The organism is Allobosea minatitlanensis, assembly GCF_964020775.1.
On the sequence record NZ_OZ224509.1, the window covers coordinates 357,227 to 383,223 of the forward strand.

Here is a 25,997-nt window from a genome sequence, read left to right on the forward strand (position 1 = left end):
GAGTCCCGGATCGGCGCTGCGCTTGCGGGGCATGGCGCGGGCTCGTGACGGAAGCCTTGCTTCCGGCGCCTTCCTGCCTATCTGAAGCTCCAGGAACTACAGCTTTGGAGGCTGCGATGACGGCGATGCAGAAGCTCGAACGCGTGATGCCGATCGGCGCGCTGGCGGAGCGCACCGGCGTCAAGGTCGAGACCATCCGCTATTACGAGCAGGTCGGGCTCCTGCCGCCGCCGGAGCGCTCCGAGGGCAACCAGCGCCGCTACGGCAGGCGCCATGCCGAGCGCCTCGCCTTCATCAAGCACGCGCGCGACCTCGGCTTCGCGGTCGACAACATCCGCACGCTGCTCAGGCTTTCCGACACGCCCGGCATCGCCTGCGACGAGGCGCATGCGATCTCGGTCGCGCATCTGCAGGAGGTGCGGGACAAGATCGCCCGGCTGCGCTCGCTGGAGACGGAGCTGGAGCGCATCGCCACGACCTGCTCGGGCGGCGTCGCGGCCTGCGACTGCGCCATCATCGAGGCGCTGGCCGACCACCGGCAATGCAGCCACGCCCATCATTGAGGCGGCCGTTGCGACCCGACGCATCGGGGGCGCGTCGCATGGTGCGGCGATCCCGGGTCCGCGCTTCGCTCGGCCCGGCGCGACCCGGCGTTTTCGCCTTGGGGGAGGAGGTTACGGATTTGCTCTCGTTTCCGCGCCGGAAAGCCTTACATAAAGGACATGCCGGGACGGTTCAGCGCCGTCCTCGTTTCGGTTTGGCAAGAGGGCGGGTGATGCCGGTATTGCATGTGTCGGCGGGCTTCCGGCCCGGCGAGGGGAACAAACCCCGATTCTGCCGGAGTCAGCGATTCGGCCTCGCTTCGTTCCGGGCCCGTTCTCGCCGGCCCCGCTCCTGACCCAGTCCACGCCCCCGCCCGGCCAGCCCGGGGCTCCAGCGGAGTCCATGGCGGCCGGACGGGCGAGAAGATCGGCTTCCCGTCTTGCAGCTCTTTCGTTCGTTGCCTCCCGCCGCCCGCGCCAACGGCGTCACCGCCGTGCTCGGGCCGACCAATACCGGCAAGACGCATCTCGCCATCGAGCGCATGATCGCCCACCCGACCGGGATGATCGGCCTGCCGCTGCGGCTCCTGGCGCGCGAGGTCTACAGTCGCGTCGTCGAGAAGGTCGGCCCCGACGCCGTCGCGCTCGTCACCGGCGAGGAGAAGATCAAGCCGGAGCGGCCGCGCTTCTGGGTCTGCACGGTCGAAGCGATGCCGCGCGACCTCGCCGTCGATTTCGTCGCGATCGACGAAGTCCAGCTCGCCGCCGATCTCGACCGCGGCCATGTCTTCACCGACCGCCTGCTCAACCGGCGCGGCCGGGCCGAGACCATGCTGATCGGCGCCGCGACCATGCGCCCGCTGATCGAGCAGTTGATGCCGGGCGTCAACGTGGTCACGCGCCCGCGCCTCTCCGAGCTGGCCTTTTCAGGCGACCGCAAGATCACCCGCCTGCCGCCGCGCTCGGCCATCGTCGCCTTCTCGGTCGAGGAGGTCTATGCCATCGCCGAACTGATCCGCCGGCAGAAGGGCGGGGCGGCCGTGGTGCTGGGGGCGCTCTCGCCGCGGACCCGCAACGCCCAGGTCGAGATCTACCAGTCCGGCGACGTCGACTATCTGGTCGCGACCGACGCCATCGGCATGGGCCTCAATCTCGACGTCAATCACATCGCCTTCGCCGCGGACAGGAAGTTCGACGGGCATCATTACCGCAAGCTCAACCCGGCCGAGTTCGGGCAGATCGCCGGCCGCGCCGGGCGGCATCTGCGCGACGGCACCTTCGGCACCAGCGGGCGCTGCCCGCCCTTCGATGCCGAGCTGGTCGAGGCGATCGAGAATCACCGCTTCGAGCCGATCCGCCAGATGCAGTGGCGCAATTCCGATCTCGACCTGCGCTCGGTCGCCGGGCTCATCGACACGCTCAATCTCCAGCCGGCGGAGCAGGGCCTGACGCGGGCGCTGATCGCCGAGGACATGACCACGCTGGAGGTGCTGGCGCGGGACCCCGACATCGCCGCCCTGGCCAGGGGCCGGGCGGCGGTCGAGCGGCTCTGGGAGGTCTGCGGCCTGCCCGATTACCGCAAGATCTCGCCGATGCAGCACGCCGATCTGGCGACGACGCTCTATCTCAGGCTGATGCGCCATGGCCGGCTCGATGCCGACTGGTATGCCGCCCAGCTCGCCTCGCTCGACCGCACCGACGGCGAGATCGACACCCTGTCCGCGCGGATCGCGCAGGTCAGGACTTGGACTTATGTCGCCAACCGTCCCGACTGGTTGCCCGATCCTGAGCATTGGCAGGGCATGGCGCGTCTTGTAGAGGACAAGCTGTCGGACGCTCTGCACGAGCGCCTGGCCCACCGATTTGTCGATCGGCGCACCAGTGTCCTGATGCGCCGCTTGCGGGAGAATGCGATGTTGGAGGCTGAGGTCACCGCGACGGGCGACGTGCTCGTCGAGGGCCAGCATGTGGGGATGCTGCAGGGCTTCCGTTTCACGGCGGACCCGAAGGCGGGCGGGTCGGAGGTCAAGGCCCTCAACCTCGCGGCGATGAAGGCGCTCGGCTCCGAGATCGAAGCGCGGGCCGCGCGCGTCGTGCTGGCCGGTGACGATGCCTTCCTGCTCTCGCATGACGGGCTGGTGCGCTGGACCGGCGAGCCGGTGGCCCGGCTGACCGCCGGCGAGAAGGTGCTGGAGCCGCGGCTGCGTCTGCTGGTGGAGGAGCATCTCACCGGCGCGGCGCGCGAGCAGGTCGAGGCCCGGCTCGCGCTCTGGCTGAAGAACCACATCACCCGCCTGCTCGGCGCCATCCAGATTCTCGAGGCGGCCGAGAGCGTCACCGGCATCGCCCGCGGCATCGCCTATCAGGCGGCCGAGGCGCTCGGCGTGCTGGAGCGCGCCAAGGTCGGCGAGGAGATGAAGGCGCTCGATCAGGAGGGCCGTGCCGCGCTGCGCCAGCTCGGCATCCGCTTCGGCGCCTTCCACATCTACATGCCGGCCCTGCTGAAGCCGGCGCCGCGCGCGCTCGCCGCCCAGCTCTGGGCGCTGAAGCATGGCGGGCCGGAGACGGCCGGGCTCGACGACATCGCGCATCTGGCGGCCTCGGGCCGCACCTCCTTCCCGGTCGACAAGGCCGTGCCGAAGGGGCTCTACCGCGCCGCCGGCTACCGCGTCTGCGGCGAGCGGGCGGTGCGCGTCGACATCCTCGAGCGCCTCGCCGACCTGATCCGCCCGGCGATCGCCTACCGCCCCGGCGTGACGCAAGGGGTGCCGCCGGCCGGGGCCGCCGATCAGGACGGCTTCGTCGCCACCGGCGCGATGACCTCGCTCGTCGGCTGCGCCGGCGAGGATTTCGCTTCGATCCTGCGCTCGCTCGGCTATGTCTCGGTGAAGCGCCCCGGCCCGGCGATCACCGTCCCGCTCGCCCCGCCCCCGGCCGCGACCGAGCCGGCCAAACCGGTCGAGACCAAGCCGGACGAGACGGGTGTGGACGCCGTGCCCGCAGAAGCCGCGGCCGAGGAGGCCGGGCAGGCCGATTCCGTCGGGGCCGCCGAAGCGGCCCCGGACGCGCCTGCCGCGGTCGAGCCGGCCGCAGTCCCGAGCGAGGAGACGGTGCCGGAGGTCGAAGCCCCGGCCGCCGACGCGCCCGTTGCCGCGGCGGCGGATGCGCCGGCCGCGACGGACGCCGCGCGCGGACAGGCCGGCGAGCCGGTTTCGGCCGATGTCCTTCCCGCTCCGCAGGACGAGCCGGCGGCGGAAGCCGCCTCCGCCGAGACGGCCGTGGCGGAAGCGCCCGCCGCCGAGGCCGCACCGGCCGAGCCCGAGCTGATCGAGGTCTGGCGGCCGCATCGCCATCAGGGCGGGCGCCGGCCGGAGCATGGCCAGCGCGGCCGGCATGACGGCAATCGCCGCGAAGGCGAGCGCCGTGGCGGCGACCGCGCGCAGCGCGACGGCCGTCCCGGGGGCCCGCGCCGCGACGGCCGCCCCGACAACCGCCCGGCCGCCGCGGCCGGGGAGGGAGCTGCGGTCCAGCGTCAGGAGCGGCCGCGCCGCGACGACCAGCCGCGGCAGGGCAGGCCCGAGGGCGGCCGCGGCCCGCGGCCCGATTTCAAGCGCGACGGCCGTCCCGGCGGCCCGCGCCGCGAGGAGCGGGGGGCGGAGCGCTTCCAGCAGCCGCAGCGCCCGCGCCCGGCCAATCGCGAGCCGGACCCGGATTCGCCCTTCGCCAAGCTCGCGGCGCTCAAGGCGCAGTTGGAAGGCAGCAAGAGCTGAGCCCCGGGGAGGCGCCGGCCGTTGCAGGATGACCGTCAACGCCTCGACAAATGGCTCTGGTTCGCGCGCTTCGCCCGGACGCGCCCCATGGCCGTGCGGCTGGTGGATGACGGCCATGTCCGCATCGCGGGGCGGCGCGCCGGGAACCCGGCGCAGGGGATCAAGATCGGCGATGTGCTGACCATCGCCCTGCCGCATGCCACCGTCGTGGTGCGGATCCAGGCCTTCGCCGAACGCCGCGGCCCCTTCGCCACGGCCCGCCTGCTCTATGAGCGCCTGGACGGCGGGGGCGACGATACGGCCCTTGCGGAGGGCGACAGCGGCGACTAAATCCGGTCGCTGCCGTCCCTGCCGCCGGTATGCGGCGCTGCGGCGAACGGATTTCCCCGAGTGGTTGCCTGACGGGCGCAGAGTTCCGCGGCGCCCGGTGAAAACACCCTTGAAACCTGCGCGCGTCGGAGGTTTATGAGGTTGTTTAGAAGCATTGGAAGGGCCGGCCCATGACCTATGTGGTCACCGAGAACTGCATCAAGTGCAAGTACATGGACTGCGTCGAGGTCTGCCCGGTCGACTGTTTCTACGAAGGCGAGAACATGCTCGTCATCCATCCCGACGAATGCATCGACTGCGGCGTCTGCGAGCCGGAATGCCCGGCCGAGGCGATCAAGCCCGACACCGAGCCGGGGCTCGAGAGCTGGCTCCAGCTCAACGGGAAATACGCCAGTAGCTGGCCGAACATCTCGCAGAAGAAGGAGCCGCCCGCCGACGCGAAGGCGTTCGACGGCGTTCCCGACAAGCTCGCCATGTTCTCGCCGGAGCCGGGCGAGGGCGACTGAGCCGCGCCGCCGCCGCCAGCGTACCAGACCCGCACCGACCGGGACCGCGCTCGGCGCGGCCGCAGGCGGCTGCCTGCGGGAACCTTTGATTCGGCGTGTTTTTTGTGCTATACGCAAGCTCAGTCGAATTCGTTCCGCATGCCCCTGCGAGGTTCCCACAAAACGGGGCGTCCCCAGAGACGACGAACAGCACCGGACCCGGCGGCCCTTGCGTCGGGAGCATTTCGTTGTTCGCGTCGGTGGACGAGATGAACCAATCGACTGAGGGAGCGTGAAGCGCCGCGTCAACGCGTCGCGTCAGGCAGTGTCTCCGGCCATCCGGACGGGGACGGATCATCGCGTGCCCGCCCCGGCGGGCCGGTCAGGAGTCGTAACGGCATGTCCACTGTGAAGAAAGCTGCTGTGCGCCAGGGATTCAAGACGGGCGAGTACGTCGTCTATCCGTCTCATGGCGTCGGCCAGATCACGGCGATCGAGGAGCAGGAAGTCGCGGGCTTCAAGCTCGAGCTGTTCGTGGTTTCTTTCTCCAAGGACAAGATGACCCTGCGCGTCCCCACCGCCAAGGCCGCCAGCGTCGGCCTGCGCAAGCTCGCCGATGGCGAGGCCGTCGCCAAGGCGCTGGCCACGCTGACCGGCCGCGCCCGCGTCAAGCGCACCATGTGGTCGCGCCGCGCGCAGGAATACGAGGCCAAGATCAATTCCGGCGACCTCGTCGCCATCGCCGAGGTGGTGCGCGATCTCTATCGCTCCGAGGCGCAGCCCGAGCAGTCCTATTCCGAGCGTCAGCTCTATGAGGCCGCGCTCGACCGCATGGTCCGCGAGATCGCCGTCGTCGACGACGTGACCGAGATCGAGGCGCTCAAGAAGATCGAAGGCCAGCTCGCCAAGTCGCCGCGCCGCGCCGGCAAGGCCGAGGCCGCCGAGGAATCCGATCTCGAAGGCGACAATGACGACCTGCAGGAAGAGGCTGCCTGAGCGGCTCCTTCGCGGTCCCGAAATGCAGAACCCGGCGGGCGACCGCCGGGTTTTTCGTTTGCGGGCCCCTGTTTTGCCGCGCCTCTGTTTCGCCGGCGGCTCTCCCGGCCCCTATTCGCCGATGACCTTGTAGCGTCGTCCGGGCGTCAGCGCGGCGTCGCGATCGAGCCCGTTGAGGAGCTGGAACAGCTCGACCGGCCGGTCCTGCTCCGGCATGTGTTCCGCCATGCTCGCCACGGTGTCGCCGGCGTTGGCTGCAACGATGCGGATGCGCAGCGGCCGGGCGGCCTGGGCCTCCGCCGGCGTCAGGGTCCTGAAGCTGTCGACGATGCTGCGCATCTGCCGCTCGGGGTCGCTGCTGCCGCGGGCGGCCAGGATGAAGCGGTAGACCCGGTCGCCGAACTGCACGGCCGCCAGGCGGAACATCCAGTCCGTCCCCTTGCCATGGGCGGTGACGGCGGGCTGACCGCCCATCTCGGTCTTCTCGATGCCGGTCGTCGCGACGCCCTCGATCCAGCCGGCCGCGACGTAGGATTCCAGCGTCTGGTCGGACTTCAGCTTGACCGAGTCGAAGCGCAGCGCCTGGGCGCCATTGGCGCTCACCCCGATGACCATGTCCTGCGCCGCCTCGAGGCTGAAGCCTTCCGGGGCGGTGAAGGCGATGCGCAGCGTGCTGTTGACGTAGCGCCGCCCGCGGGCCACGCCGTCGCGCGGATCCTCGCCATAGGCGAGGCCCTCGATGGCGTTGAGCCAGCTTCCGGCGTCGTGCTCGCCGAGGCCCGGCGCGGCGATCTGCCGGGCGGCGGTGGTCACGGCGGCGATGCGCTCCGGCGTCTGCGGATGGGTGGCGAGCATGTCGAGGCGCTTGTCCTCGGCGCTCTGGTTCTGGCCGGCGGCGCGGAAGGCGGTGTTGCGGCCGAGCGTGGTCAGGAAGCGGCTCGCGCCATAAGGATCGTAGCCGGCGCGCGCGAGGCTGGTGACGCTGATGCGGTCGGCCTCGAATTCCTGCTGGCGCGAGAAGCGGGCGAGCGACAGCTTCGAGCCCGCCAGGACGGCGGCGCCCTGCGTCGGATTCTTCAGCACCTGCGAGGCGACCTGGCTGACCAGCGCCGATTCGGCCTCCTTCTCGGCGCGCTGCGCGGCGTGCTGGGCGGTGACATGGCCGATCTCATGGGCCAGGACCGAGGCGATCTCGGAGGTGTCGTTGGCCAGCGCCAGCAATCCGCGCGTGACGTAGAGCCGGCCATTGGGCAGGGCGAAGGCGTTGACGGCCGGCGAGTTCAGGATGGTGATCTCGTAGGCGCCGATCTGGCCGTCGCTGGTCCGGGCCAGGCGCTTGACGATCTCGTCGAGCGCGGCGCGGGTGCGCGGCGCGCGGTATTCGCCGCCGAAGGCCGCCAGGAGCCGCTGATGCTCCTGGTCGGCGGCGCGCTGGACCGTGGTGATGGGCGGCGCGATCTCGCCGTCATGAGCGGCGTTGCCGGGCAGCAGCGAGGTCTGGTCGCCCAGGCAGCCGGCGAGCAGCAGGGCCGGCAGGGCCAGGGCGGCCAGCCGTCTTCCCCGTGGCGCGAACCATATTGGCCAGGCTTCCCGCATCCCTCAGTCGATCAGTTCCAGGGCGGCGCGCGAGGAGACTTCGAGCAGAAGCCCGTTGCGGCCGCCGAGCACGCCATAGGCGCGCAAGCGTTTACCGCCGAGCCCGGCCGCGGTCCAGCCCGCGGCCTTCAACTCCCGCCAGAGCTTGCGCGGCAGGACGATGGCGGCCGCCTCCGCCGGACGGCGGGAGAAGTTCAGATAGGTCCGCTGCGCGCGTTCGCCGACGGATGCGATCCGGCCTTCGAGCACGATGTAACGCCCCTCCTGTTCCTTCACGGCGGCGAGATCATGGCCGTCAACGGCCGGCGGGGCCAAAGGTTGCGAGGCCGAGGTGAACTTTGTCTGAACGGGACCGGCACCCGGACGGCATGCCGCAGCCTGCCCTTCGGGCATGGCGAGGGCGGCGCCGCTCGCCTGCAGCAGCGCTGCGACATCCTGGCGGCTTCCGCCCGGAGCGGCCTCGAGGAAGAGCCGGGCGGGCCAGCGGCCCCAGCGATCCTTCTCGCCGGTGACGGCGAGGAGCAGGTCCCGGCCGATGAACGGCGCGAGGCCCGCCCGGAAGCGCATCTCCTCGGCCGTGTCCTGGCGGGGCGCCAGGCCGATCAGCCGCAAGGGGCGGCCATCGGCCAGCAGCGGATCCCCCGCCGCATCCAGGCCCGAAAGGCGCGCGGGAACGGCCTCCGCCGCATCGTCGCGGCAAGGCTCGGCCGCCGAGCCGGCGGATAGAGGCGCCCCCAGGACCGACAGGGCGAGAAGGACCCGTCTCACCATCATCGCGATATCCTACAGGAAGCGTCGCGGCTGCGGGTAGCTCGATGGCCGAGCGACTGGCTTTCAGATGGTGACGGGGAGAAAGAGCGATTCTCGGGCTCTGGCGGTTCAAGCGTAGGGCCAGGCCGTCAAAGCACCCCTTCTTCGATGAGGGCGGCGATTTCCGCCTCCGAATAACCGAGCATGGTCGACAGGATCATGGCGTTGTCCTCGCCATAGCAGGGGGCGCCGCGGCCGATCGGACCGCCCGCATGGGACGGCGTGGCGGCGAGCTTGACCGGAAATTCCGGCACCGGCCAGCGGCCGATCTTGGTGCCGGTCACCTCGGTCATCCAGTTCAGCGCCGCCAGTTGCGGATCGTGATCGCAGCGGTCCTGCGCCGTCTGGCACGGCCCTGCCGCGACGCCGGCGCGCTGCAGCCGTTGCATGGCATCCTCCGCCGTGACGGTGCGGGTCCATTCCGTTACCGCCGCATCCAGCGCGTCCTGATGATGCAGCCGGTCGGCGAGGGTGCGGAAGCGGGGATCCTCCCGCAGAGATTGCAGTCCGGATACGGTCGTGAATGCCTGCCATTCAAATTCGTCGAAACAGGAGATCGCGATCCAGCGGTCCTCGCCGAGGCAGCGATAGGCGCCGTGCGGGGCCGCCGGCTTGTAGGGCGAGCGATTGCCGATGCGCTGCCAGGCCCGTTCGTTCGCGGACCAGTCGAGCACGGGCACCGCCGTCTGGAAGATGCCGGCCTCGCATTGGGAGGAATCGATCCACTGGCCCTCGCCGGTCCGCTCGCGATGATAGAGCGCGCCGAGGATGGCGAGCGCGAAGCCATGGGCGCCGGCCCAGTCCAGATAGGAATAGCCCCAGCCGGCCGGCATCGCGGGCTCGGGCAGGCCCGACATGTCGGTCGTGCCGGCGAAGGAGGCGGCCACGGGGCCGACGGTGCGGAAGCGGCCGTATTTGCCGATGCTGCCCATGCCCGATTGCTGGATGTAGATGATGTCGGGGCGGATCGCCTTCAGCACCTCGTAGCCGAGCCCGAGCCGTTCGAGGACGCCGGGAGAGAAACCCTCGGCGACCACGTCCGAGACGCGGATCAGGTCCTTGGCGATGGCGAGGCCCTTCGGATGGCGGATGTTGAGCGAGAGCCCGCGCTTGCCGGTGTTCTTGTTGTTGAACTGGCCGCCCATATCGGAATCGGTGACGCCGGGCAGGGGCGCCGTCGCGGCCTCGCGTGCCGCCCGGCCGCCGATCGGGGCCATGGCGGCCAGGCGCGTATCGGGATTGGCCTTCCATTCGACCTTGAGGCTTTCCGCGCCGAGCGAGGCGAGGAAGCGGGTTCCGCCGGCCGAGGCCAGGAACCAGGAGAAGTCGAAGATGCGGACACCTTGGAGCGGGAAGGGCTTGCCGTGGGGGGAGAGGGTCTGCGCTGGCGCGGAATCGGAGCGGACCTGCGCGAAGATGGGCGTTTCCTCATGGCGGGAGGCCGAGCTTGCGGCAAGGACCGCCTGTGTATGCTCCCCGATATGGGGGGCGCGCGTGCCGGGCTGCCAGGAGGTCGCCGTGCTCAGCCATTTACTGGTGGGGTAGCGGAAGCTGCGGCCGAGTTCCGGATGCTCGATGTCGGTGAAGGCCTGCCGCGACAGCCAGTGCTCGTCGATCGCGTTCTCATGCGGCTTGCGGACCGGGGCCCAGAGCAGCCCGGCGGTCTGCGCTTCCCGCCAGGGCACATCCGCGTAGCGATAGGAGCGCACGAAGCGCTGGATGACGTCGAGCGTGTGGTTGCTGGCCTCGTCGCTATCGGTCGAGCCGGGGATGCTGCGGGCGGTGAGGTCTGCTCCCTCGGCCGGCGGCTTCAGGTCGGCGGCCATGCCGTAGCTGTCGAGGAACGGCACGAGCTGCAGCTTGTCCTTGGCCGAGACTCCCCAGCTCATCACCCAGCGGCCATCCTTGGTGTAGCTGACATTGGGCGTGCGATTGGGCTTCTCGACGGCATGGCGCGCCGTCTGGCGGAAGAGCGGTGCCCGCCGCATCACCCAGGACATCAGGTCGAGCTCGGTGTTCTTGGAGACCGCCTCGTGGACGGCCACCGAGACGTCCTGTCCCTCGCCGTTGCGCAGCCGATGCAGCAAGGCTGCCGCGATGCCGATGGCGAGCTGCTCTCCGGCGATGTGATAGGCGTGCCAGAGCTGGGGTGCGATGGGCGGCAGGTCATAGCCGTCCGGGGCGGCGTCGTAGCCGCAGTTCATCATGATGCCGCCAAGGGCCAGATGCACCAGGTCCGAACCCTTGAAATCCTTCCAGGGGCCGGTGTCGCCGAAAGGCGTGATCTGCGCCGTGACGAGCCGCGGGAAACGGCTGTTCAGTTCGGCGAGCGCGATGCCGAAGGTCGAGAGCAGGCGGCCGCCATCGCTGACGAGGAGGACGTCGGCGCCGGCGATCAGCGACAGCACAGCCTCCGCGTTCGGCGCGACCACCGATTTCTTGCCGCGGTTATAGGCCCAGAAATGCAGGGAGGCTTCGGGATCGGGCTTGTCGTCGAGGAAGGGGCCGAAGCGGCGTGTCGGCGAGCCTTCCAGAGGCTCGATCTTGATGACCTCCGCGCCCAGACCCATCAGGAGAAGGCCGCAATATTCCCCCAGCTCGTCGGCGCTCTCGACGACGCGCAGCCCGGCGAACATGCCCGGCTTGAGAGCCTGCCCGTCCGCTTCCTTCATAGCCATGGTCTTCTCCCTGCCGGCGGGCTCATCGTCCCGCCCGTCCTTGCCTGCCGCCTTCCGCGAGCGTGGCATGTTCCTTCCGCTCCGGCGCTGCCGGCTGCTCCCGGGCGCGGCGTCTTCAGGATGGCGGGTGCTCTTCCGGGGGACGTCGCTCTTCCCGCGAGGTCATGCCGCCGGCGGGGCGGAAAGCTTCACCTTCGGAATGCTGCCCTGCTCCGCGTCGGGCTCGTAGCAGATCGTCACCTCGCGCCCGATCCAGCCGCCTTCCGGCTCCGGGCCGACCAGGTTGCTGATCACCAGGGGGCCTTCGGCGAGCTGCACCGCGACGACGTTGTAGGGAGGCTTGTAGTTGTCGAAATACTGACGGTGAAACACCACCCAGGAGATGATCTTCCCCTTGCCCGAGAGGGGCTTCCAGCTCGCCGACATCCCCACGCAATGCGGGCAGCAGGGCCCCGGCGGATAGCGGTATTGCGAACAGTCGTCGCATTGCTGGAGTGCCCAACGCTGCGCGCGGATGCTCTCCCACATCGGCTCATCGTAGAACTGGATGAACGCTCGCGAATTCGCCATGGCGCGCCTCACCGACCGTAGATGATGGAGACGGCCTTGCCGGCGACGTCCGAATTGTAGTGCACGAAGCGGCAATCCTCGACCTGCCGGGCGCCGCATTCGCCCCGCACCTGCCGCACCGCCTCGACCTGGTGGTTCCAGCCCTGCATGTAGGTTTCGGAGAGATGCCCGCCGGCGGTGTTGACCGGCAGCTTGCCCTTCAGCGAGATGCCGTCCTCGCGCATGAACCGGCCGGCCTCGCCGGAGCGGCAATAGCCGTAGCCTTCGAGCGCGAAGGGGACATGGCAGGAGAAGCTGTCGTAGATCTGGACGGCGTCCATGTCCTCCGGACCAAGCCCGGACATATTGAAGACCTGGCTCGCGCAGGCCTCCTGGGCGGGACGGTAGAAGTCCAGCAGGCGCGGTTCGAGGCTGGTCGCGCCGCGGTTGAGGTCGAAGCGGCCGACGCCATGGATCAGGACCGGCGGCTTCTTGGCGATGCGCTTCGCCCGCTCGGCCGAGGTCACGATCAGGGCGACGCCGCCATCGTTGATCAGGCAGTAGTCGAAGAGGTGCAGCGGCTCGCAGATATAGCGCGAGTCGAGATAGTCCTGCAGCGTGATCGGCTTGCGCATCAGGGCATGGGGCGTGAGGCTCGCCGCCAGGCGCTGGGCCACGGCCACTTCGCCGAGCTCGGCCTCCGTGATGCCGGTCACCTCCATGAAGCGGCGGAACATCATCGCGTAGAGCGCGCCCTGCGAGGTGTAGCCCCAGGGGGCATGGTAGACATAGGACAGGAAGAGGTTGCCGCCCATCGCTTCCGGCCCGCCATACTGGACGGCGGCCGAGCGCTGGTCGTTGCCGTAGATCAGCGCGACGGTTTCCGCGAGGCCGGCCTTGATGGCGGCGCAGGCCTCGATCACGGCGAGCATCGCATCGGCCTGCGAACCCCAGCGCGGGTTGATGCCGAGGACCTCGCCGACGCGCTCATAGGCGACGGTGGGGCCGACGATCAGCCCGTCGATGTCGTTGCGGGTCAGCCCCGCATCGGCCAGCGCCGCGCGGAAGGCGATCGCGGCATAGCCATAGGAGTCATGCGGCTTCTCGCCGGCGCGGACCCTCGCATGGTCCGAAACATAGTCGCTCTGGCCGACGCCGATCACGGCGCCGACCTTGGCCAGATTGCCGGTCGTCATTCCAGGACACCTTCCGCCCGCAGGGCACTGATCCGTTCGGGCGCATAGCCGAGCACCTCGGCCAGGACCTCCTCCGTATGCTCGCCGATGAGCGGCGGCCGCTTCAGCGACACGCGCTCGCCGTCGAGGAGGAAAGGCGGGGAGGTGAAGCGGGCTTCGCCGATCTCGGGATGGTCGACGGTCTGCCAATAGCCGCGATGGCGCAACTGCGGGTCTTCGTCCATCAGGTAGCGGCAGCTCGCGACCAGGCCGGCCGGAACGCCGCGCGCCTGCAGCGCCTGCATGACGGAGACCGGATCGCGCGCGGCCGTCCAGGCGGCGACGGCGGCTTCGACGCGCTCAATCTGGGCGAGGCGGCCTTTCGCGGTGGCCAGCGTCGGGTCTGACGCCAGTTCACGGTCTCCGATGACCTCGCAGAGCGCCGCCCACTGGCTGTCCTTCAGCACCGTGATCGCGCACCACTCATCCTCGCCGGCGCAGCGGAAGATGTTGTGCGGGGCGAAATGGGGCGAGCGATTGCCCAGCCGCTCGCGCTCGACGCCGGTGACGGCGTGCTCGACATAGGCGAGGCCCATGCAGTTGATGGTCGACTCGACCTGGGAGAGGTCGATCTTCATGCCCTTGCCCGTCGCGCGCTTGTAGCGCAGCGCCGCCATCACGGCGAAAGCCGCGTGATAGGGGTTCGCCGCATGGTCGGGAAAATGGGTGCCGGGGCCGATGGGGCCTTCGCCCTCGTAGCCGGTCTGCCACATCAGCCCGGTCACGGCGCTGATCGTCATGCCGACGCCGAGCAGGTTCGCGAGCGGGCCGTCCTCGCCATACATCGGCATGGCCAGGTAGATGATGTCGGGCTTGATCGCCTTGACGTCCTCATAGCCGAAGCCGAGCCTCTCCATGGCGCCGGGGCCGAAATTATTGCTGATCACATCCGACTGCCGGATGATGTCGTAGAGCGTCTCGCGGCTCTGCCCGTTCTTGAGATTGATCGCGACGCTGCGCTTGCCCGTGTTGCGGGAGGCGAAGTAGCCGCTGCGGTTGATGCCGTAGACGCCGTCCTTGAACGGGCCGCCGACTCGCACCGGGTCGGGCCGGGAGACGCCTTCGATCTTCAGGATCTCGGCACCGAAATCGCTGAAGAGCTTGGTCGAGAACGGGCCGGCTCCGGCCCAGGTGAAATCCGCGAAGCGGATGCCCTTGAGGAAATCGGGTTGCATGAGGGCTGCCTCTAGCGATGCGCGATCTTCGAGCTGGCGCGCCCGAGGATGTCTTCGTCGTGCTCGCCGAGAGCGGGTGCGCCGCGGTCGATCCGCCAGACCGGTTCGGACAGCCGATACGGCGCGCCGGGGAAGGAGACCTCGCGCCCGAGACCCGGCATCGCGACCTTCTGGAAGTAGCGGCGGAAGACGAGCTGCGGGTCGGTGTGCAGGTCGGCGATGCGGCTGACGGGCGCCATCACGATCTTGCGGCGCAAGGCTTCGGCGCCGAGCTCGGCCTTGGTCTTGTCGGCGATGAAACGTTCGAACAATGCGCGGAACTCCGCCCGCATCGGTGCCTGCGCCCGCGTCGGCCGGTCGGCCCAGTCGGGTTCGCGCAGCCGCGCCAGCCCGTCGAAGCCCTCCTCCTCCATCCATTTCAGCAGGCCCGACCAGGAGGCGCTCAGCGCCAGGGGGGCTGCCAGGAAGACATAGCCATCCTTGCAGGTGAAGGCGCTCTCCGTCGCATCGCGGATCCCTTCGCCGCCGCGCGCCAGGATGCGGTTCTCGAGATCGTAGACTTGGACCGCGTTCTGCAGCGAATGGGCGATGCATTCCTGCGCGGAGATGTCGAGCACATGGCTGCCCCCGCTGCGCTCGCTGTCCCAGAGCGCGATGGCCGTTGCCGCGGCTGTGTAGAGGGAGGTCACGAAGAGGCTTTGCCGCGCGGGCAGCGCCAAGGGCGTCCTGCCCGGCTCGCCGGAGAGATAGGCGATGCCGCCGAGCGCCTGGACGACCAGATCGGATCCGGTGAAGCCGCTATAAGGGCCGTCCGTGCCGAAATAGGAGACGACCGTCACGACCCTGTGCCCGGGAACGGCGATCAGCTCGGCGACGAGGTCCGGCTCGTCCGGGCCGGGCTCGCAGATCACGATCTGGGCGCTGGCGACGAGGTCCTCGAAGACGGCGCGGCCGGAAGGGGTCTTCCGGTCGATGACGATGCTCTTCTTGTTGAGGTTCAGGAAAGCGAACTGCACGCCGGTGGCGGTCGCCTGCTCGGAGCCACCCGTCGCGGCCGGGACCGGGCGATCCGGCCCGCCTTGAGGCGGCTCGATGCGGATGACCTCGGCGCCGAGGTCGGCGAAGAGGCGCGCGGCATAAAGGCCCAGTTCCCGGGTGAGGTCGATGATGCGGGTTCCGCCGTAGGGGCGTACCTGAGACATGTCCATTCCTTGCCACCCGACTTGCCGCGAGGGCGCCGAGCCGTGAGGGGTCGGCCCCGGAGTCGCTCTCGCTCTGGGCAAAAGAATGCATCATATAAAAAGCAAATGCAACCCTGCCGCGACCTTGCCCGGGCTCGCGCGTTGCGGCGCGCAGGCGAAGAATCGCAGGGCGGGGCGGTCGGCCCAGCGGTTATCGTGACGCTGAGGGTGGAGGGTTGGCTCCCACAGGGGAGCGAGGCCGGAACGATGCCGCCCAGCCCGTGATCCTGATTCCGTGAGAAAGCCGCTCGCCTTGGGAGCGGAACGACGGCCCGCCGCCGATATGCGGCGCCGGCAGCGGTCGCCTAGCCGGCCTTCGGGAGGTTGGCGGCGCGCCAGCCGTTGCGGATATGCTCCACCATGGCTTCGACGGCGCCTTCATGGTCGCCCTGCGTGGCCTTTTGAAGGAAGCTTTCGTGCTCGGCCCGCATCCTCGTCGGCCGCTCACGCTTGATGTCCTGCAGGGTGAAGGGATACTTCGCCCAGAGCACGCGCACGAAATGCAATGTCTGCGGCCGCTCGGCCAGCTCATAGAGGCGGAAATGGAAGCGGACATTGGCTGTCCGGACCGCTTGCAGGTCTTCGGCCTCGATGGCTTTCGCGAGGCTGCGCTGGATCTCGTTCAGCTCCTCGAGCTTGTCGGCTGACAGCTTGGAAAGCGCCTTGGCGGTCAGCTCCCGCTCGAGCATCAGCCGCAGCTCGAAGATTTCCCCGAGCTGCTCGGGCACCAGCTCGGGGACGACGAGGCCCTTGTGCCGCACGCCCTTGATGTAGCCTTCCGCTTCGAGCGTCAGCAGCGCCTCGCGCACCGGCGTGATCGAGACCCCGAGCTGCTCGGCCAGCTCGGCCTGCTTGAGCTTCGCGCCGCGATCGTAATAGCCGACGATGATGCGTTCGCGGAGGATGTCGCTGACCCAGTCCTGCTTGGTCTCGAATGTCATGGGTATGCTCGCTAAGGTCGTAGCCCGCGTCGAATCCCGACGGAAGGCTGAATCTGGCGGACCATGTCATCTGTCGATTGGAAGGGCAATCGCGTTTGCACAATGCAATGCAGCCGCTCCGACCTCCGAGATTACCCGATGCTCTCCAGCATATGGCGGGCCGCGATCATGCCGGGATCGTCGAGTCCGCGCGATCTTTCGGCGAAGATGCGTGCCCGCCCGATTCTATTCTCGCGTCCGCGGAAATCGGCGATCGCGGCCTCCAGCGCGGCCTTCGCCGCCGACAATCGGCCTTCAGGCCCGGTTCCCTCCAGCCCGAGCCGGACGGCCTCGATCGCATCGAGCACCGTCTTGTCGCCGAGCCTGGCGCCGCCGCGCGCCGAAAGGGCATCGCGCACCGCCGCCAGCAGGCCCGGCCATTCCGCATCGCCGATTTGGTTCTTGCCTGCCGTTTCCTTGGTCAGCGTCATGAAAGCGACCGCCAGCAGCGTGCCCAGGCTCGAGCCCGAAGCCTTGGTGCAGGCGATGGCGCAGGCCTTGAAGATGCCGGGAATATCGGCGGGCGGCGGCGCGATGGCCTTGCGGATATTGGCGGCGCATTTGGAGAGCGTGGCGCCAAGGTCGCCGTCGCCGAGCTGTCCGTCGAGAGCGTTGAGCTCGGGCGCCGCGAGCTCCATGCGGTCCGCCCAGCGTCCCAGCGCCTCGACCAGCATGCGGGAATCCGTGCTCATGGCACGCTCCAGAACGGGCAGTCGGCCGGGGCGTCCAGCAGGGCCTCCAGCTCGGAGTCGAGTCTCAGCACGGTGAGCGAGGCGCCGGCCATCTCCATCGAGGTCACGTAGCGTCCGATGAGGGGCCGCACGACCGTGACGCCCTTGGCGGCGAGTTCGCGCGCCACATGGCGGTAGAGGATGTAGAGTTCCTCATGCGGCGTCGCGCCCAGCGAGTTGACCAGGACCGAGACGCGTTCGCCCCGGCCGAGGCCGAGATCGGCTCCGACCATCTCCAGCATTTCGCCGGCGAGCGCATCGGCGGGTTTGAGCGGACCGCGCCAGACGCCGGGCTCGCCGTGGATGCCCATCCCCATCTCGATCTCGTTCTCGGCGAGGGTGAAGGTCGGCTTGCCGGCCTCCGGCACGATGCAGGGACCGAGCGCGACGCCCGTGGTGGCGCAGCCCCGGCCGGCCTTCTCGGCCGCCGCCGCGACCTCGCGCAGCGTGGCGCCCGGCTGGTCGGCCCTGGCTCCTGCGATCTTGTAGAGATAGATCAGCCCGGCGACGCCGCGCCGCTTGTGCCGTTCCGCGGCGTCCGCGCTGGCGACGTCGTCGGCGCCCAGCACGGTTGCCGTTTCGATGCCTTCCATATCGAGCATCTCGCCGGCCATGTCGAAGTTCATGCGGTCGCCGCCGTAATTGCCGTAGAGGCGCAGGATTCCGGCACCACCATCGGCGGCACGCATCGCTTCGATGCAGTCGTCGACGCTTGGACCGGCGAAGACATTGCCGATGGCGCAGCTATCGATCAGTCCGCGGCCGACATAGCCGGTGAAGAGCGGCAGATGGCCGGAGCCGCCGCCGGAGACGATGCCGACCTTGCCGGAGACCGGGCCGTCGGTCCGCGCGACGACCCGGCCGGCCTCGCCGATCCGGCGGAAATATTGCGGATGAGCGGCGCAGAGCCCTTCCAGCATCTCGTCGACATAGGCGTTCGGCTCGTTGAGCAGTTTCTTCATGGTTCCTCCCGTCGTCAGCCGCAGTGGCCGTTTGACAAAACGGCTCCTTCGAACATAGTTTTACATATAATGCATTATATAAAAATAGAGGTAGAGTTGATAGGGAGGCAAGCTCTGGCGACGCCGGGATGCGAAGCGGCGGTGGCTGCATCGAGCGGCTGGCGCTCGGAGGCTGGCTGTGAGGGGAATGGGGTTCGCCAGCCGATCCGCAGCGCCTCTCCGAGCGGCTGGGCCGGTCGATGCATGGCCGCGCGAGCCCCTGCCTGCAGCTTCGGCCACCAGTGCCCTGCAAGGTGCCCATGACAAATGCCCAGTCATCGAACCGGCCGGATTCCTCGATGCTCGCCGAGAAGCCGCTGAGCGGTGTCACGGTCGTCGAGCTCGGTCACAGCGTCGCGGCTCCCTATGCGGGGCTGATCCTGGCGGATCTCGGTGCGCGTGTGGTCAAGGTGGAGAATCCGGGCTTGGGCGACTATGCGCGCGGCTGGGGGCCGCCGTTCTGGAACGGGATTGCGACGGCGTTCCACGCGCTGAATCGCGGCAAGGAAGGCGTGAGCGTCGATTTCCGCGACGAGGCCAAGGTCGGGGCGCTGAAGGACTTCATCCTGGCCGAGGCCGATGCCGTGATCCAGAATCTGAGGCCGGGCATCCTCGACAGGTTCGGCCTAACGGCGGAGGCCTTGCGGGACCGGAAGCCCGGGCTGATCTGGTGCGATATCGGAGCCTTCGGCGCGACGGGGCCTCTGGCCGCCAAGCCGGGCTACGACCCGCTGGCGCAGGCCTCGACCGGCATCATGAGCGTGACGGGCGAGGGCGGCCGGCCGCCGGTGCGCGTCGGCGTGTCCTTGATCGACATGGGTTCGGGCATGTGGAGCGTCATCGGCCTGCTCGCCGGTCTCATCGCCCGCCGGGAGACGGGCGAGGGACGGGTGGTCTCGACCTCGCTCTACGAAACGGGCCTGGCCTGGATGACGGTGCCGCTCGCGGGCTATGCTGCATCCGGCGAGGTGCGCAAGCCGTTCGGCTCGGGCACGGCGGAGATCGTGCCCTATCAGGCCTTCGAGACGTCGGATGGCTGGCTGATGATCGCGGCCGGCAACGACAACCTGTTCCGCAAGCTGTGCGAGGCGCTGAACCTGCCAAGCCTTGCCACCGATCCGGATTTCGCGACCAATGCCGCCCGTGTCGTCAATCGCGGCCGGCTGATCCCCCGGATCGCGGCGGCGACGGTCGGCTTTTCCGTCGAGGCGCTCGGCCAGCGCCTCGACGAGGCGGGCGTTCCCAATGCGCCGCTCCTGGACATCGCCCAGGTCGCCGGGCACCCGCAGACGCAGGCTCTGGACATGGTTGTGAAATCCTCGTCCGACGGCATCGAGCTCGTCGGCATGCCGCTATCGTTTGACGGCAAGCGTCCGCGCGCGCGTTCTGGGGCTCCGGCGCTCGGGCAGCACAACGGCGTTCTCGAGGAGTGAGGCAAAACAAGGCCTGCCTCCGGATGCCGAGGCGGTGCCGGGCAGCAATCGAATCGAGGAAACGGTCATGAAGGTTGCCGTTCTGGACGATTGGCAGCGCATTGCCGAGGCCAGCGTGGATTGGAGCACACTCCAGGCCCGCGCCGAAGTGGTGTTCTTTCACGAGGCCTTCGCCGGCGAGGACGAGGCAGCGGCGAAGCTGGCCGATTTCGATGTCGTCATGGCGATGCGCGAGCGCACCGCCTTTCCGCCCTCGCTGGTCGCGCGGCTGCCGAAGCTCACGCTGTTCGCGATGACCGGCCAGCGCGGTGCGACGATCGACCTCGCGGGCATGGCGGCGCGCGGCATCACCCTGACCTATACCAGCGGCAGCGAAACCGGGAACGGCACGGCCGAGCTCGCGCTCGGGCTGATGCTGGCCGCGGCGCGCAACATTCCGCGCGGCGATGCGGCCATCCGCTCCGGCTCCTTCCAGGAGGGAGTCTCCGCAGGGCCGGTGCTTGCCGGCAAGAAGCTCGGGCTGATCGGGCTCGGGCGGATCGGCTCGCATATGGCCCGCTACGGACAGGCGCTCGGAATGGAAGTCCTGGCCTGGAGCCCCAACCTCACCGAGGTCCGCGCCGCCACCGCCGGCGCGCGGCTTCGCAGCAGGGATGAACTTCTGGCCCAGGCGGACGTGGTCAGCCTGCATATCGTGCTGTCGGATCGCACGCGCGGCCTGCTGGGGAGCCGCGAGCTCGGCCTGATGAAGACCGGGGCGATTCTCGTCAATACCTCACGCGGACCGCTGGTCGACGAGGCCGCGCTGATCGCGGCGCTCGCGGCCGGCCGGCTGGTGGCGGCGCTCGACGTCTTCGATCGCGAGCCGCTGCCTTCGGACCATCCGCTGCGACGGCTTCCGAACACCGTGCTGACTCCACATCTGGGCTACGGCACGCGCGAGACCTTCGCCGAATTCTACGGACAGGGCATCGAGAACGTCCTGGCGTTCCTGGACGGGGCGCCGATCCGCCTGCTGAAACCGGATCGATGAGAACGGCAGCGGACGCTTGAAAGGGAAAGACCATGATCAGTTTTCGCCTGAACAATCCCACGGAAATCCTGTTCGGCGCCGGGCAGATCGCCGGGCTCGCCACGCTCGTCCCGGCCGGCGCTCGCGTGCTGCTGCTCTATGGCGGCGGCAGCATCAAGGCCAATGGTGTCCATGATCAGGTGACGAAGGCGCTCTCCCATGTCGAGGTCGTCGAGTTCGGCGGCATCGAGTCCAATCCGGTCTACGAGACGATCATGAAGGCGGCCGCGCTGGTGCGCGAGACGGGCTGCAACTGGGTGCTGGGCGTCGGCGGCGGGTCGGTCGTCGATGCGGCCAAGTTCCTCGCCTATGTCGCGCCGCTCGACGTGACGGACCCCTGGGAGCATCTGGCCAGGGGCGGCGCGGTCACCACGATCCTGCCGGTCGGCGCCGTGCTGACGCTGCCGGCCACCGGCTCGGAGAGCAACCCCGTTTCGGTGATCTCGAACAAGGGCCGCCATCTCAAGCTGCCTTTCGCGCAGGACGGCGCGCGCCCGCGCTTCGCGGTGCTCGATCCGACGACGATGGCGAGCCTCAGCCGCAGGCAACTGGAGAACGGCGCGGTCGATGCCTTCACCCATGTCATAGAGCAATATCTCACCCTGCCGGTGAACGCGCCGGTGCAGTTCGGCTTCAGCGAGACGATCCTGCGCGTGCTGATCGAGTGGGGTCCGGTGCTGGTCGAGAAGAACACGCCCGAAGCGCGCGAGAACGTCATGTGGGCGGCTAACCAGGCCCTGAACGGCCTGATCGGCTCCGGGGTCCCGCAGGACTGGTCGACCCATATGATCGGCCATGCGCTGACCGCCCTCTACGACATCGACCACGCACGCACGCTTTCGATGGTGATGCCGAGCCTGCTGCGCCACAAGGCGGCGGACAAGCTGCCGATGCTGGTGCGCTACGCCCGCAATGTCTGGGGCATCGAGGAAGAGGACGAGGCCGTGGCGGCCGAGAAGGCGATCGCCGCGACGGCGGATTTCTTTGCCAGGATGGGGTGCCCGATCCGGACCTCGGACATGGCCGAGGTCGATATCGAGGCGGTCGTCTCGCATATCGCCGAGGCGGGCCAGTTGCCGCTCGGCGAGGACAAGGACATCGACGCCGACGCCATTCGCGCGATCCTGCGCGAAGCGGCCTGAAGCCGCCCTTCAGGGGCCGGTGCGCTCCAGGAACGCGGCGAGCTCGCGGTTGAAGGCGGCGGGGTTCTCGGCATTGGGTAGGTGCCCGGCATCGGGAATTTCGACATAGGTCGCGCCGGGCGCGGCCTCGGCCATCTGCTGCATGACGCCGGGCAGGGCGCCGTCCCCGGCGCCCGCCAGCATTGCTGCGGGACATGAGAGGCCGGCGAGGTCGCTAGTGAAGTCGAAGGCGCGCAGCGCCTCCGCCGCGCGGACGAAGCCGTCGAACGGGGTCGTCTCGACCATGCGCCGGACGCGCCGGGCGGCTGCCGTATCCGTATGGTGCGGGCGAAACCAGCGCTCGATCGTCGGGCCGGCCAGCGCCGTCATGCCTCCCGCCCGCGCCAGGCCGATGCGCTCGTCCCATGCGGCGCCGGCGCCGGGCATGGCCTTGACGGTGCAGTCGCAGGCCATCAGCGCCGTGACGCGCGAAGGATGGCGGCCGGCGAAGCGCAGCGCGGTGATTCCGCCGAGCGATACGCCGACGACAACGGCGCGGGCGATCCCGAACGCATCGAACAGGCCGGCGAGATCCTGGGCCAGGGCCTCGAAATCGCAGGGACCGGGTGGCACCGAACTTAGGCCATGGCCGCGCTGATCGTAGCGCAGGATGCGATAGCGGTCGGACAAGGCCGCGACCTGATCGTCCCAGAGCGTCAGATCGGTCATCAGCGAATTGCTGAAGGCGAGCCAGGGAGCATCGGCACTGGCCGGTCCGTCGACGCGGCAGCGGAAGGCGAGGCCGCGCTGCTCGACGATCTGGTCTGCGGTCATGGTCGCCTCCGCGATGGCCGGTGAAACGAGGGAGATGTCGGGTCGCTCCGACTGCTATCGCGGCCGGGGAACATAGCTGTTGAACAGGTCGATCGCGCCGAAGAACCCGGCGAAGAGGCGCGGCTCCACGGGGGCGTCGTCCGGCACGGCCGCGGAGACGAAGCCGATATAGTCGACCGTTCCGCCGTTAGGGTAAGCGAAGACCCGGACGCCGACCGTCGAGGGCCGGTCCTCGAAGGCCGCCCGCATCGCGGCGACGACACCGGCTTCGTCGGACGCGGCGAGGCCGCGGAAACGGACGATCGTGACGCGCGCGGCCATCGGCGTGAGAGCGTTGCCGGGATAGACCTGGTCGCCGACCGAGCGGTAGACATGGGTGCGCCCGGTGACGCGCTTGGTCCAGGGGCTGGAGCGATCGCCGGCGACCCGCAGATAGGCCTCGCTGTCGAGCACGGCTTTGTCGCTCAGGTCATAGATTGCCAGGTAATCGGGCACGCCCGCGATCGAGGAATAGCGGCTCGCGGTCTCGACGCCGGGCACGGCCAGGCGCTCCGGCAGGTGCTCGCCGTCATACCAGGCGTTGAACTCCTCCTCCATCGCCGCCGGGGGCTGCATCAGCACCAGCAGAAAGCCTTTCTTGGACATGGGCTACCTCATCGGGATGTCGAGGCCAGGAAGCTGTCGACCAGCGCGGCAAAGGCCTCGGGGCGCTGGTAGGGAAGGAAATGGGCCGCGCCCTGCATGATCTCGAAGCGTGCGCCGGGAATCAGCGCGGCGGCTTCCTGCCCGAGCGCCGGCGTCAGGAGCACGTCGTGCTCGCCGGCGACGACGAGGCTCGGGCACCTGACCGCGGGCAGCAGCGCGCTGGCGTCGAAGGTCGCGCTGGCGAGGCAGGCGAAGGCGTAGTCTTCCGCCGATTGCCGGCCGAAGGCGGCGAGGTATGCGTCGTAGCGACGGTCCTTGGGCAGGTTCAGGAAGGCGCGCTCCACCGCCTGCGGCAGGATCGCGGCCATGCCGCCGGCGCGAACGGCTTCCGCGCGCTCGGCGAGCATCGACGCAGCCTGCGGCAGGGAGCGCGCGGTCGCGTTGGCGAGCACCAGCGCGGCCGTCCGCTCGGGATGGCGAGCGGCATAGCAGGCCGCGGCCATGGTGCTGATCGCCGAGCCGACAGGCACCACGCGCTCGAAGCCCAGCGCGGCGCGCAGCGTTTCGAGGTCGGAAGCCTGTTCCTCCAGGGTGACCGGCCGCGGCCTCTGCCCGTCGACGCGGTGGCGCAGATTGGGCGCGAGGCAACTGATCTTGCCGCGCCATTGCGCGATGCAGGCGTCCCAGTAGCGCAGATCGGCGCCGAGCGGGGGCAGCAGCAGCAGGCCGAGGCGGCGATCGTCGCCCGTGACCTCGTATTCCAGCAAGGGTGATGACATCGCGATGGTCCGGAACGGGTTCGGGGTCAGGCGTCCGGCACGATGTCCGGCAGGTGGGCGGCGGGAGAATGGCCGCGCCGATAGACCATCATGGTGCGCAGGAAGGTGAGCACCACCTTGCCGTGCTGGTTGTAGCCCTGGGTGCTGACGTCGACGATGCCGACCGAGGGGCGCTTGGCGGAAGGGCGCGCGGCGAGGATCGTGGTGCGGGCATAGAGCGTGTCGCCGGCGAAGACCGGGCGCGGCAGCGTCACCTCCTTCCAGCCGAGATTGGCCATGGTGTTCTGGCCGAAATCCATGGTGGAGAGCCCCGTGACCACCGCCAGCGTCAGCGGGCTCGGCATGATCGCCTTTCCGAAGGAGGTGCGTTTCGCATAGTCCTCGTTGAAATGGACCTGGTTCATGCCGAGGGTGAGCAGGCAGAACCAGCTATTGTCCGTCTCCGTCAGGGTGCGGCCGAAGGGATGGCGATAGACCTGCCCGGCGGCGAAATCCTCGAAGAAGAGCCCGCTCTCCGAGCGGGCTGCCGGGGCGGCTATGGCGGTGTCGGTCACGGAGCGGCCTTTCGCGGATCAGGAGGGAGGTCGATCGCGCCCTGTGCGGCGAGCGCGGCAAGCTCCGCGGCGGAAAGAGCGAGATCCGCGGCCAGCACGGCGGCGGTGTCGGCTCCGACCATCGTCGGCCCCGGTCGCGGCGGCTGCCGCTCATGCCCCTCGAAGCGGGGGATCACGCCGGTCATGCGGAGCGGCCCGAGATCGGGGTCGGGAACGGTCACGACCGCCTCCCGCGCCAGGACCTGGGGATTGGACAGGAGCGTGCGGACGGTCTCGACGGGCCCGGCCGCGCAGCCGGCCGCGCTCATGCGGGCGATCGCCTCCTCGCGGCTGTATTGCGCGCACCAGTCCTGGATGATGGCGTCGAGAGCGGCGATGTTGCGGACCCTCAGCGCATTGTTGGCGAAGCGCGGGTCGCGGGCGAGTTCCTCGCCGCCGACCAGTGTCAGGATGCGTTCGGCGACTGGCTGGGCGCTCCCCGAAAGGGCCATCCATTCGTCGTTCTTGCAGCGATACATGCCGCGCGGCGCGGAATCGGCATAGCGCTCCTCGACGAAGCTCGGCGAAGGCGGCGCGGTCTCGTCATGCTGCAGCAGCTCGATCTCCATGAACTTGAGCAGCGATTCATAGATGGCGAGATCGACCGTCTCGCCCCTGCCGGTGCGCTCGCGCTGGACCAGGGCGGCGAGCGTTCCGTTGACCGCCATCATCGCCGCCGAGACGTCCCCCAGCGGGAAGGAGGTCAGCGCCGGCCGGTCCTTCGGGAAGCCGCGCATGTCGCGCACGAGCACCGAGGCGACGCCGCTCATGGTCTCGGCGAGCGTGCCGAAACCCTGCCGCGTGCTGTAGGGGCCGGTCTGGCCGAAGCCGGTGACGCGCAGGATCACCAGCGAGGGATTGACCTCGCGCAGGCGGGCTTCAGAGAGATTCCAGCGATCCAGCGTGCCGGGGCGGAAGTTCTCGATCAGCACGTCGAATTGCGGCAGCCAGCGCAGGAAGAGTTCCTGCCCCGCCGGGCGGCGCAGATCGAGCGCGACGCTGCGCTTGTTGCGGCTCAGCGTCTTCCAGTAGAGGCCGACACCGTCGCGCTGCTCGCCGAGCTTGCGCACGGTGTCGCCCGTGCCCGGCAGCTCGACCTTGACGACGTCGGCGCCGTAATCGCCGAGGATCGAGCCGGCCAGCGGCGCCGCGATCATGGTGGCGATGTCGAGAACCCGGATGCCGGCCAGGGGGCCCGGCCGATGTGGCGGCGAGCCGGTCGGGCTCTTGTCCGGGGCGTCGCGGTTCGGGTGTGCGGACTGAGGCAAGGCGGGATGTCCGGAATGGGAGAATCTACTCTGCGGCGGCTTCGGCGGAGCCATGCCGCTTTCTGCGATTCGCCGCCTGTTCGGAGTTTCGCCGCCATCCGCGCGGCTTGGCGTCTGGGCGGGCAAGCGCATA

Annotated in this window: 23 protein-coding genes; 8 read left to right on the forward strand and 15 right to left on the reverse strand. The window is 69.2% G+C overall.

The window, feature by feature from the left end; genetic code table 11:
* Positions 1 to 116: 116 nt before the first annotated feature.
* The 5 genes from ACWH43_RS01690 to ACWH43_RS01710 all read left to right on the forward strand — a co-directional run bounded on the left by ACWH43_RS01690 (position 117) and on the right by ACWH43_RS01710 (position 6,123).
* Positions 117 to 563: a MerR family transcriptional regulator gene (locus ACWH43_RS01690; protein ID WP_260348179.1), complete on the forward strand. Its 447-nt coding sequence runs from the start codon at positions 117 to 119 to the stop codon at positions 561 to 563.
* Positions 564 to 982: 419 nt separating this feature from the next.
* Positions 983 to 4,312 carry a helicase-related protein gene (locus ACWH43_RS01695; RefSeq protein WP_377785415.1) on the forward strand — a complete coding sequence of 1,110 codons (3,330 nt, stop codon included), beginning with the start codon at positions 983 to 985 and terminating at the stop codon, positions 4,310 to 4,312.
* Between the two features lie 21 nt (positions 4,313 to 4,333).
* Positions 4,334 to 4,642: an RNA-binding S4 domain-containing protein gene (locus tag ACWH43_RS01700; RefSeq protein ID WP_158446544.1), complete on the forward strand. Its 309-nt coding sequence runs from the start codon at positions 4,334 to 4,336 to the stop codon at positions 4,640 to 4,642.
* 170 nt (positions 4,643 to 4,812) lie between these two features.
* Entirely contained in the window at positions 4,813 to 5,148 is a 336-nt protein-coding gene (gene fdxA, locus ACWH43_RS01705) for a ferredoxin FdxA (RefSeq protein WP_158446545.1), read from the forward strand.
* Positions 5,149 to 5,526: 378 nt separating this feature from the next.
* Positions 5,527 to 6,123 (forward strand): CarD family transcriptional regulator, encoded by a 597-nt coding sequence (locus ACWH43_RS01710; RefSeq protein WP_158446546.1) that lies wholly within the window; start codon positions 5,527 to 5,529, stop codon positions 6,121 to 6,123.
* A gap of 111 nt (positions 6,124 to 6,234) precedes the next feature.
* On the opposite strand, the gene ACWH43_RS01715 is transcribed toward ACWH43_RS01710, so the two are convergent.
* The 10 genes from ACWH43_RS01715 to ACWH43_RS01760 all read right to left on the reverse strand — a co-directional run bounded on the left by ACWH43_RS01715 (position 6,235) and on the right by ACWH43_RS01760 (position 18,080).
* Positions 6,235 to 7,719, reverse strand: coding sequence for a M48 family metalloprotease (locus ACWH43_RS01715; RefSeq protein ID WP_260349324.1), 1,485 nt, complete (start codon positions 7,717 to 7,719; stop codon positions 6,235 to 6,237).
* A gap of 3 nt (positions 7,720 to 7,722) precedes the next feature.
* Positions 7,723 to 8,331: a hypothetical protein gene (locus ACWH43_RS01720; protein ID WP_158446548.1), complete on the reverse strand. Its 609-nt coding sequence runs from the start codon at positions 8,329 to 8,331 to the stop codon at positions 7,723 to 7,725.
* A gap of 287 nt (positions 8,332 to 8,618) precedes the next feature.
* On the reverse strand, positions 8,619 to 11,207 hold the full coding sequence (locus ACWH43_RS01725; RefSeq protein WP_448153391.1) for a CoA transferase: 2,589 nt from the start codon (positions 11,205 to 11,207) through the stop codon (positions 8,619 to 8,621).
* Positions 11,208 to 11,369: 162 nt separating this feature from the next.
* A complete protein-coding gene (locus tag ACWH43_RS01730) occupies positions 11,370 to 11,777 on the reverse strand; it encodes a Zn-ribbon domain-containing OB-fold protein (RefSeq protein WP_158446549.1) in 408 nt (135 codons plus the stop codon).
* Positions 11,778 to 11,785: 8 nt separating this feature from the next.
* Positions 11,786 to 12,952 carry a thiolase family protein gene (locus ACWH43_RS01735; RefSeq protein ID WP_158446550.1) on the reverse strand — a complete coding sequence of 389 codons (1,167 nt, stop codon included), beginning with the start codon at positions 12,950 to 12,952 and terminating at the stop codon, positions 11,786 to 11,788.
* Positions 12,949 to 14,166, reverse strand: a complete 1,218-nt coding sequence (locus ACWH43_RS01740) for a CaiB/BaiF CoA transferase family protein (protein ID WP_158446551.1) — start codon at positions 14,164 to 14,166, stop codon at positions 12,949 to 12,951. The genes ACWH43_RS01735 and ACWH43_RS01740 overlap by 4 nt, the downstream gene beginning before the upstream one ends.
* Before the next feature lie 11 nt (positions 14,167 to 14,177).
* On the reverse strand, positions 14,178 to 15,368 hold the full coding sequence (locus ACWH43_RS01745) for a CaiB/BaiF CoA transferase family protein (protein ID WP_260349326.1): 1,191 nt from the start codon (positions 15,366 to 15,368) through the stop codon (positions 14,178 to 14,180).
* A 344-nt stretch (positions 15,369 to 15,712) separates the two neighbouring features.
* Positions 15,713 to 16,348, reverse strand: a complete 636-nt coding sequence (locus ACWH43_RS01750) for a GntR family transcriptional regulator (RefSeq protein ID WP_158446553.1) — start codon at positions 16,346 to 16,348, stop codon at positions 15,713 to 15,715.
* A gap of 131 nt (positions 16,349 to 16,479) precedes the next feature.
* Complete coding sequence (locus ACWH43_RS01755) at positions 16,480 to 17,079, reverse strand: DAK2 domain-containing protein (protein ID WP_158446554.1); 600 nt, start codon at positions 17,077 to 17,079, stop codon at positions 16,480 to 16,482.
* Positions 17,076 to 18,080 (reverse strand): dihydroxyacetone kinase subunit DhaK, encoded by a 1,005-nt coding sequence (locus ACWH43_RS01760; protein ID WP_158446555.1) that lies wholly within the window; start codon positions 18,078 to 18,080, stop codon positions 17,076 to 17,078. The genes ACWH43_RS01755 and ACWH43_RS01760 overlap by 4 nt, the downstream gene beginning before the upstream one ends.
* Before the next feature lie 299 nt (positions 18,081 to 18,379).
* On the opposite strand from ACWH43_RS01760, the gene ACWH43_RS01765 reads away from it, so the two are divergent.
* The 3 genes from ACWH43_RS01765 to ACWH43_RS01775 are packed head-to-tail and all read left to right on the forward strand — an operon-like array spanning position 18,380 to position 21,766.
* On the forward strand, positions 18,380 to 19,552 hold the full coding sequence (locus tag ACWH43_RS01765; protein WP_448153392.1) for a CaiB/BaiF CoA transferase family protein: 1,173 nt from the start codon (positions 18,380 to 18,382) through the stop codon (positions 19,550 to 19,552).
* On the forward strand, positions 19,479 to 20,585 hold the full coding sequence (locus tag ACWH43_RS01770) for a D-2-hydroxyacid dehydrogenase family protein (protein WP_260349328.1): 1,107 nt from the start codon (positions 19,479 to 19,481) through the stop codon (positions 20,583 to 20,585). The genes ACWH43_RS01765 and ACWH43_RS01770 overlap by 74 nt, the downstream gene beginning before the upstream one ends.
* 32 nt (positions 20,586 to 20,617) lie before the next feature.
* On the forward strand, positions 20,618 to 21,766 hold the full coding sequence (locus ACWH43_RS01775) for an iron-containing alcohol dehydrogenase (RefSeq protein WP_158448172.1): 1,149 nt from the start codon (positions 20,618 to 20,620) through the stop codon (positions 21,764 to 21,766).
* A gap of 9 nt (positions 21,767 to 21,775) precedes the next feature.
* Here the strand turns inward: ACWH43_RS01775 and ACWH43_RS01780 are convergent, their stop codons facing one another.
* Genes ACWH43_RS01780 through ACWH43_RS01800 form a run of 5 tightly spaced genes read right to left on the reverse strand, consistent with a single transcriptional unit; the run spans position 21,776 to position 25,864 of the window.
* Complete coding sequence (locus ACWH43_RS01780; protein WP_158448173.1) at positions 21,776 to 22,579, reverse strand: alpha/beta fold hydrolase; 804 nt, start codon at positions 22,577 to 22,579, stop codon at positions 21,776 to 21,778.
* A 54-nt stretch (positions 22,580 to 22,633) separates the two neighbouring features.
* Positions 22,634 to 23,224 carry a DUF4286 family protein gene (locus tag ACWH43_RS01785; protein WP_158448174.1) on the reverse strand — a complete coding sequence of 197 codons (591 nt, stop codon included), beginning with the start codon at positions 23,222 to 23,224 and terminating at the stop codon, positions 22,634 to 22,636.
* An 8-nt stretch (positions 23,225 to 23,232) separates the two neighbouring features.
* On the reverse strand, positions 23,233 to 24,003 hold the full coding sequence (locus ACWH43_RS01790; RefSeq protein WP_158448175.1) for an alpha/beta fold hydrolase: 771 nt from the start codon (positions 24,001 to 24,003) through the stop codon (positions 23,233 to 23,235).
* 26 nt (positions 24,004 to 24,029) lie between these two features.
* On the reverse strand, positions 24,030 to 24,557 hold the full coding sequence (locus ACWH43_RS01795) for a MaoC family dehydratase (RefSeq protein ID WP_260349329.1): 528 nt from the start codon (positions 24,555 to 24,557) through the stop codon (positions 24,030 to 24,032).
* Complete coding sequence (locus tag ACWH43_RS01800) at positions 24,554 to 25,864, reverse strand: CaiB/BaiF CoA transferase family protein (protein ID WP_260349330.1); 1,311 nt, start codon at positions 25,862 to 25,864, stop codon at positions 24,554 to 24,556. Before ACWH43_RS01800 ends, ACWH43_RS01795 begins: the two co-directional genes overlap by 4 nt.
* Positions 25,865 to 25,997 lie beyond the last annotated feature (133 nt).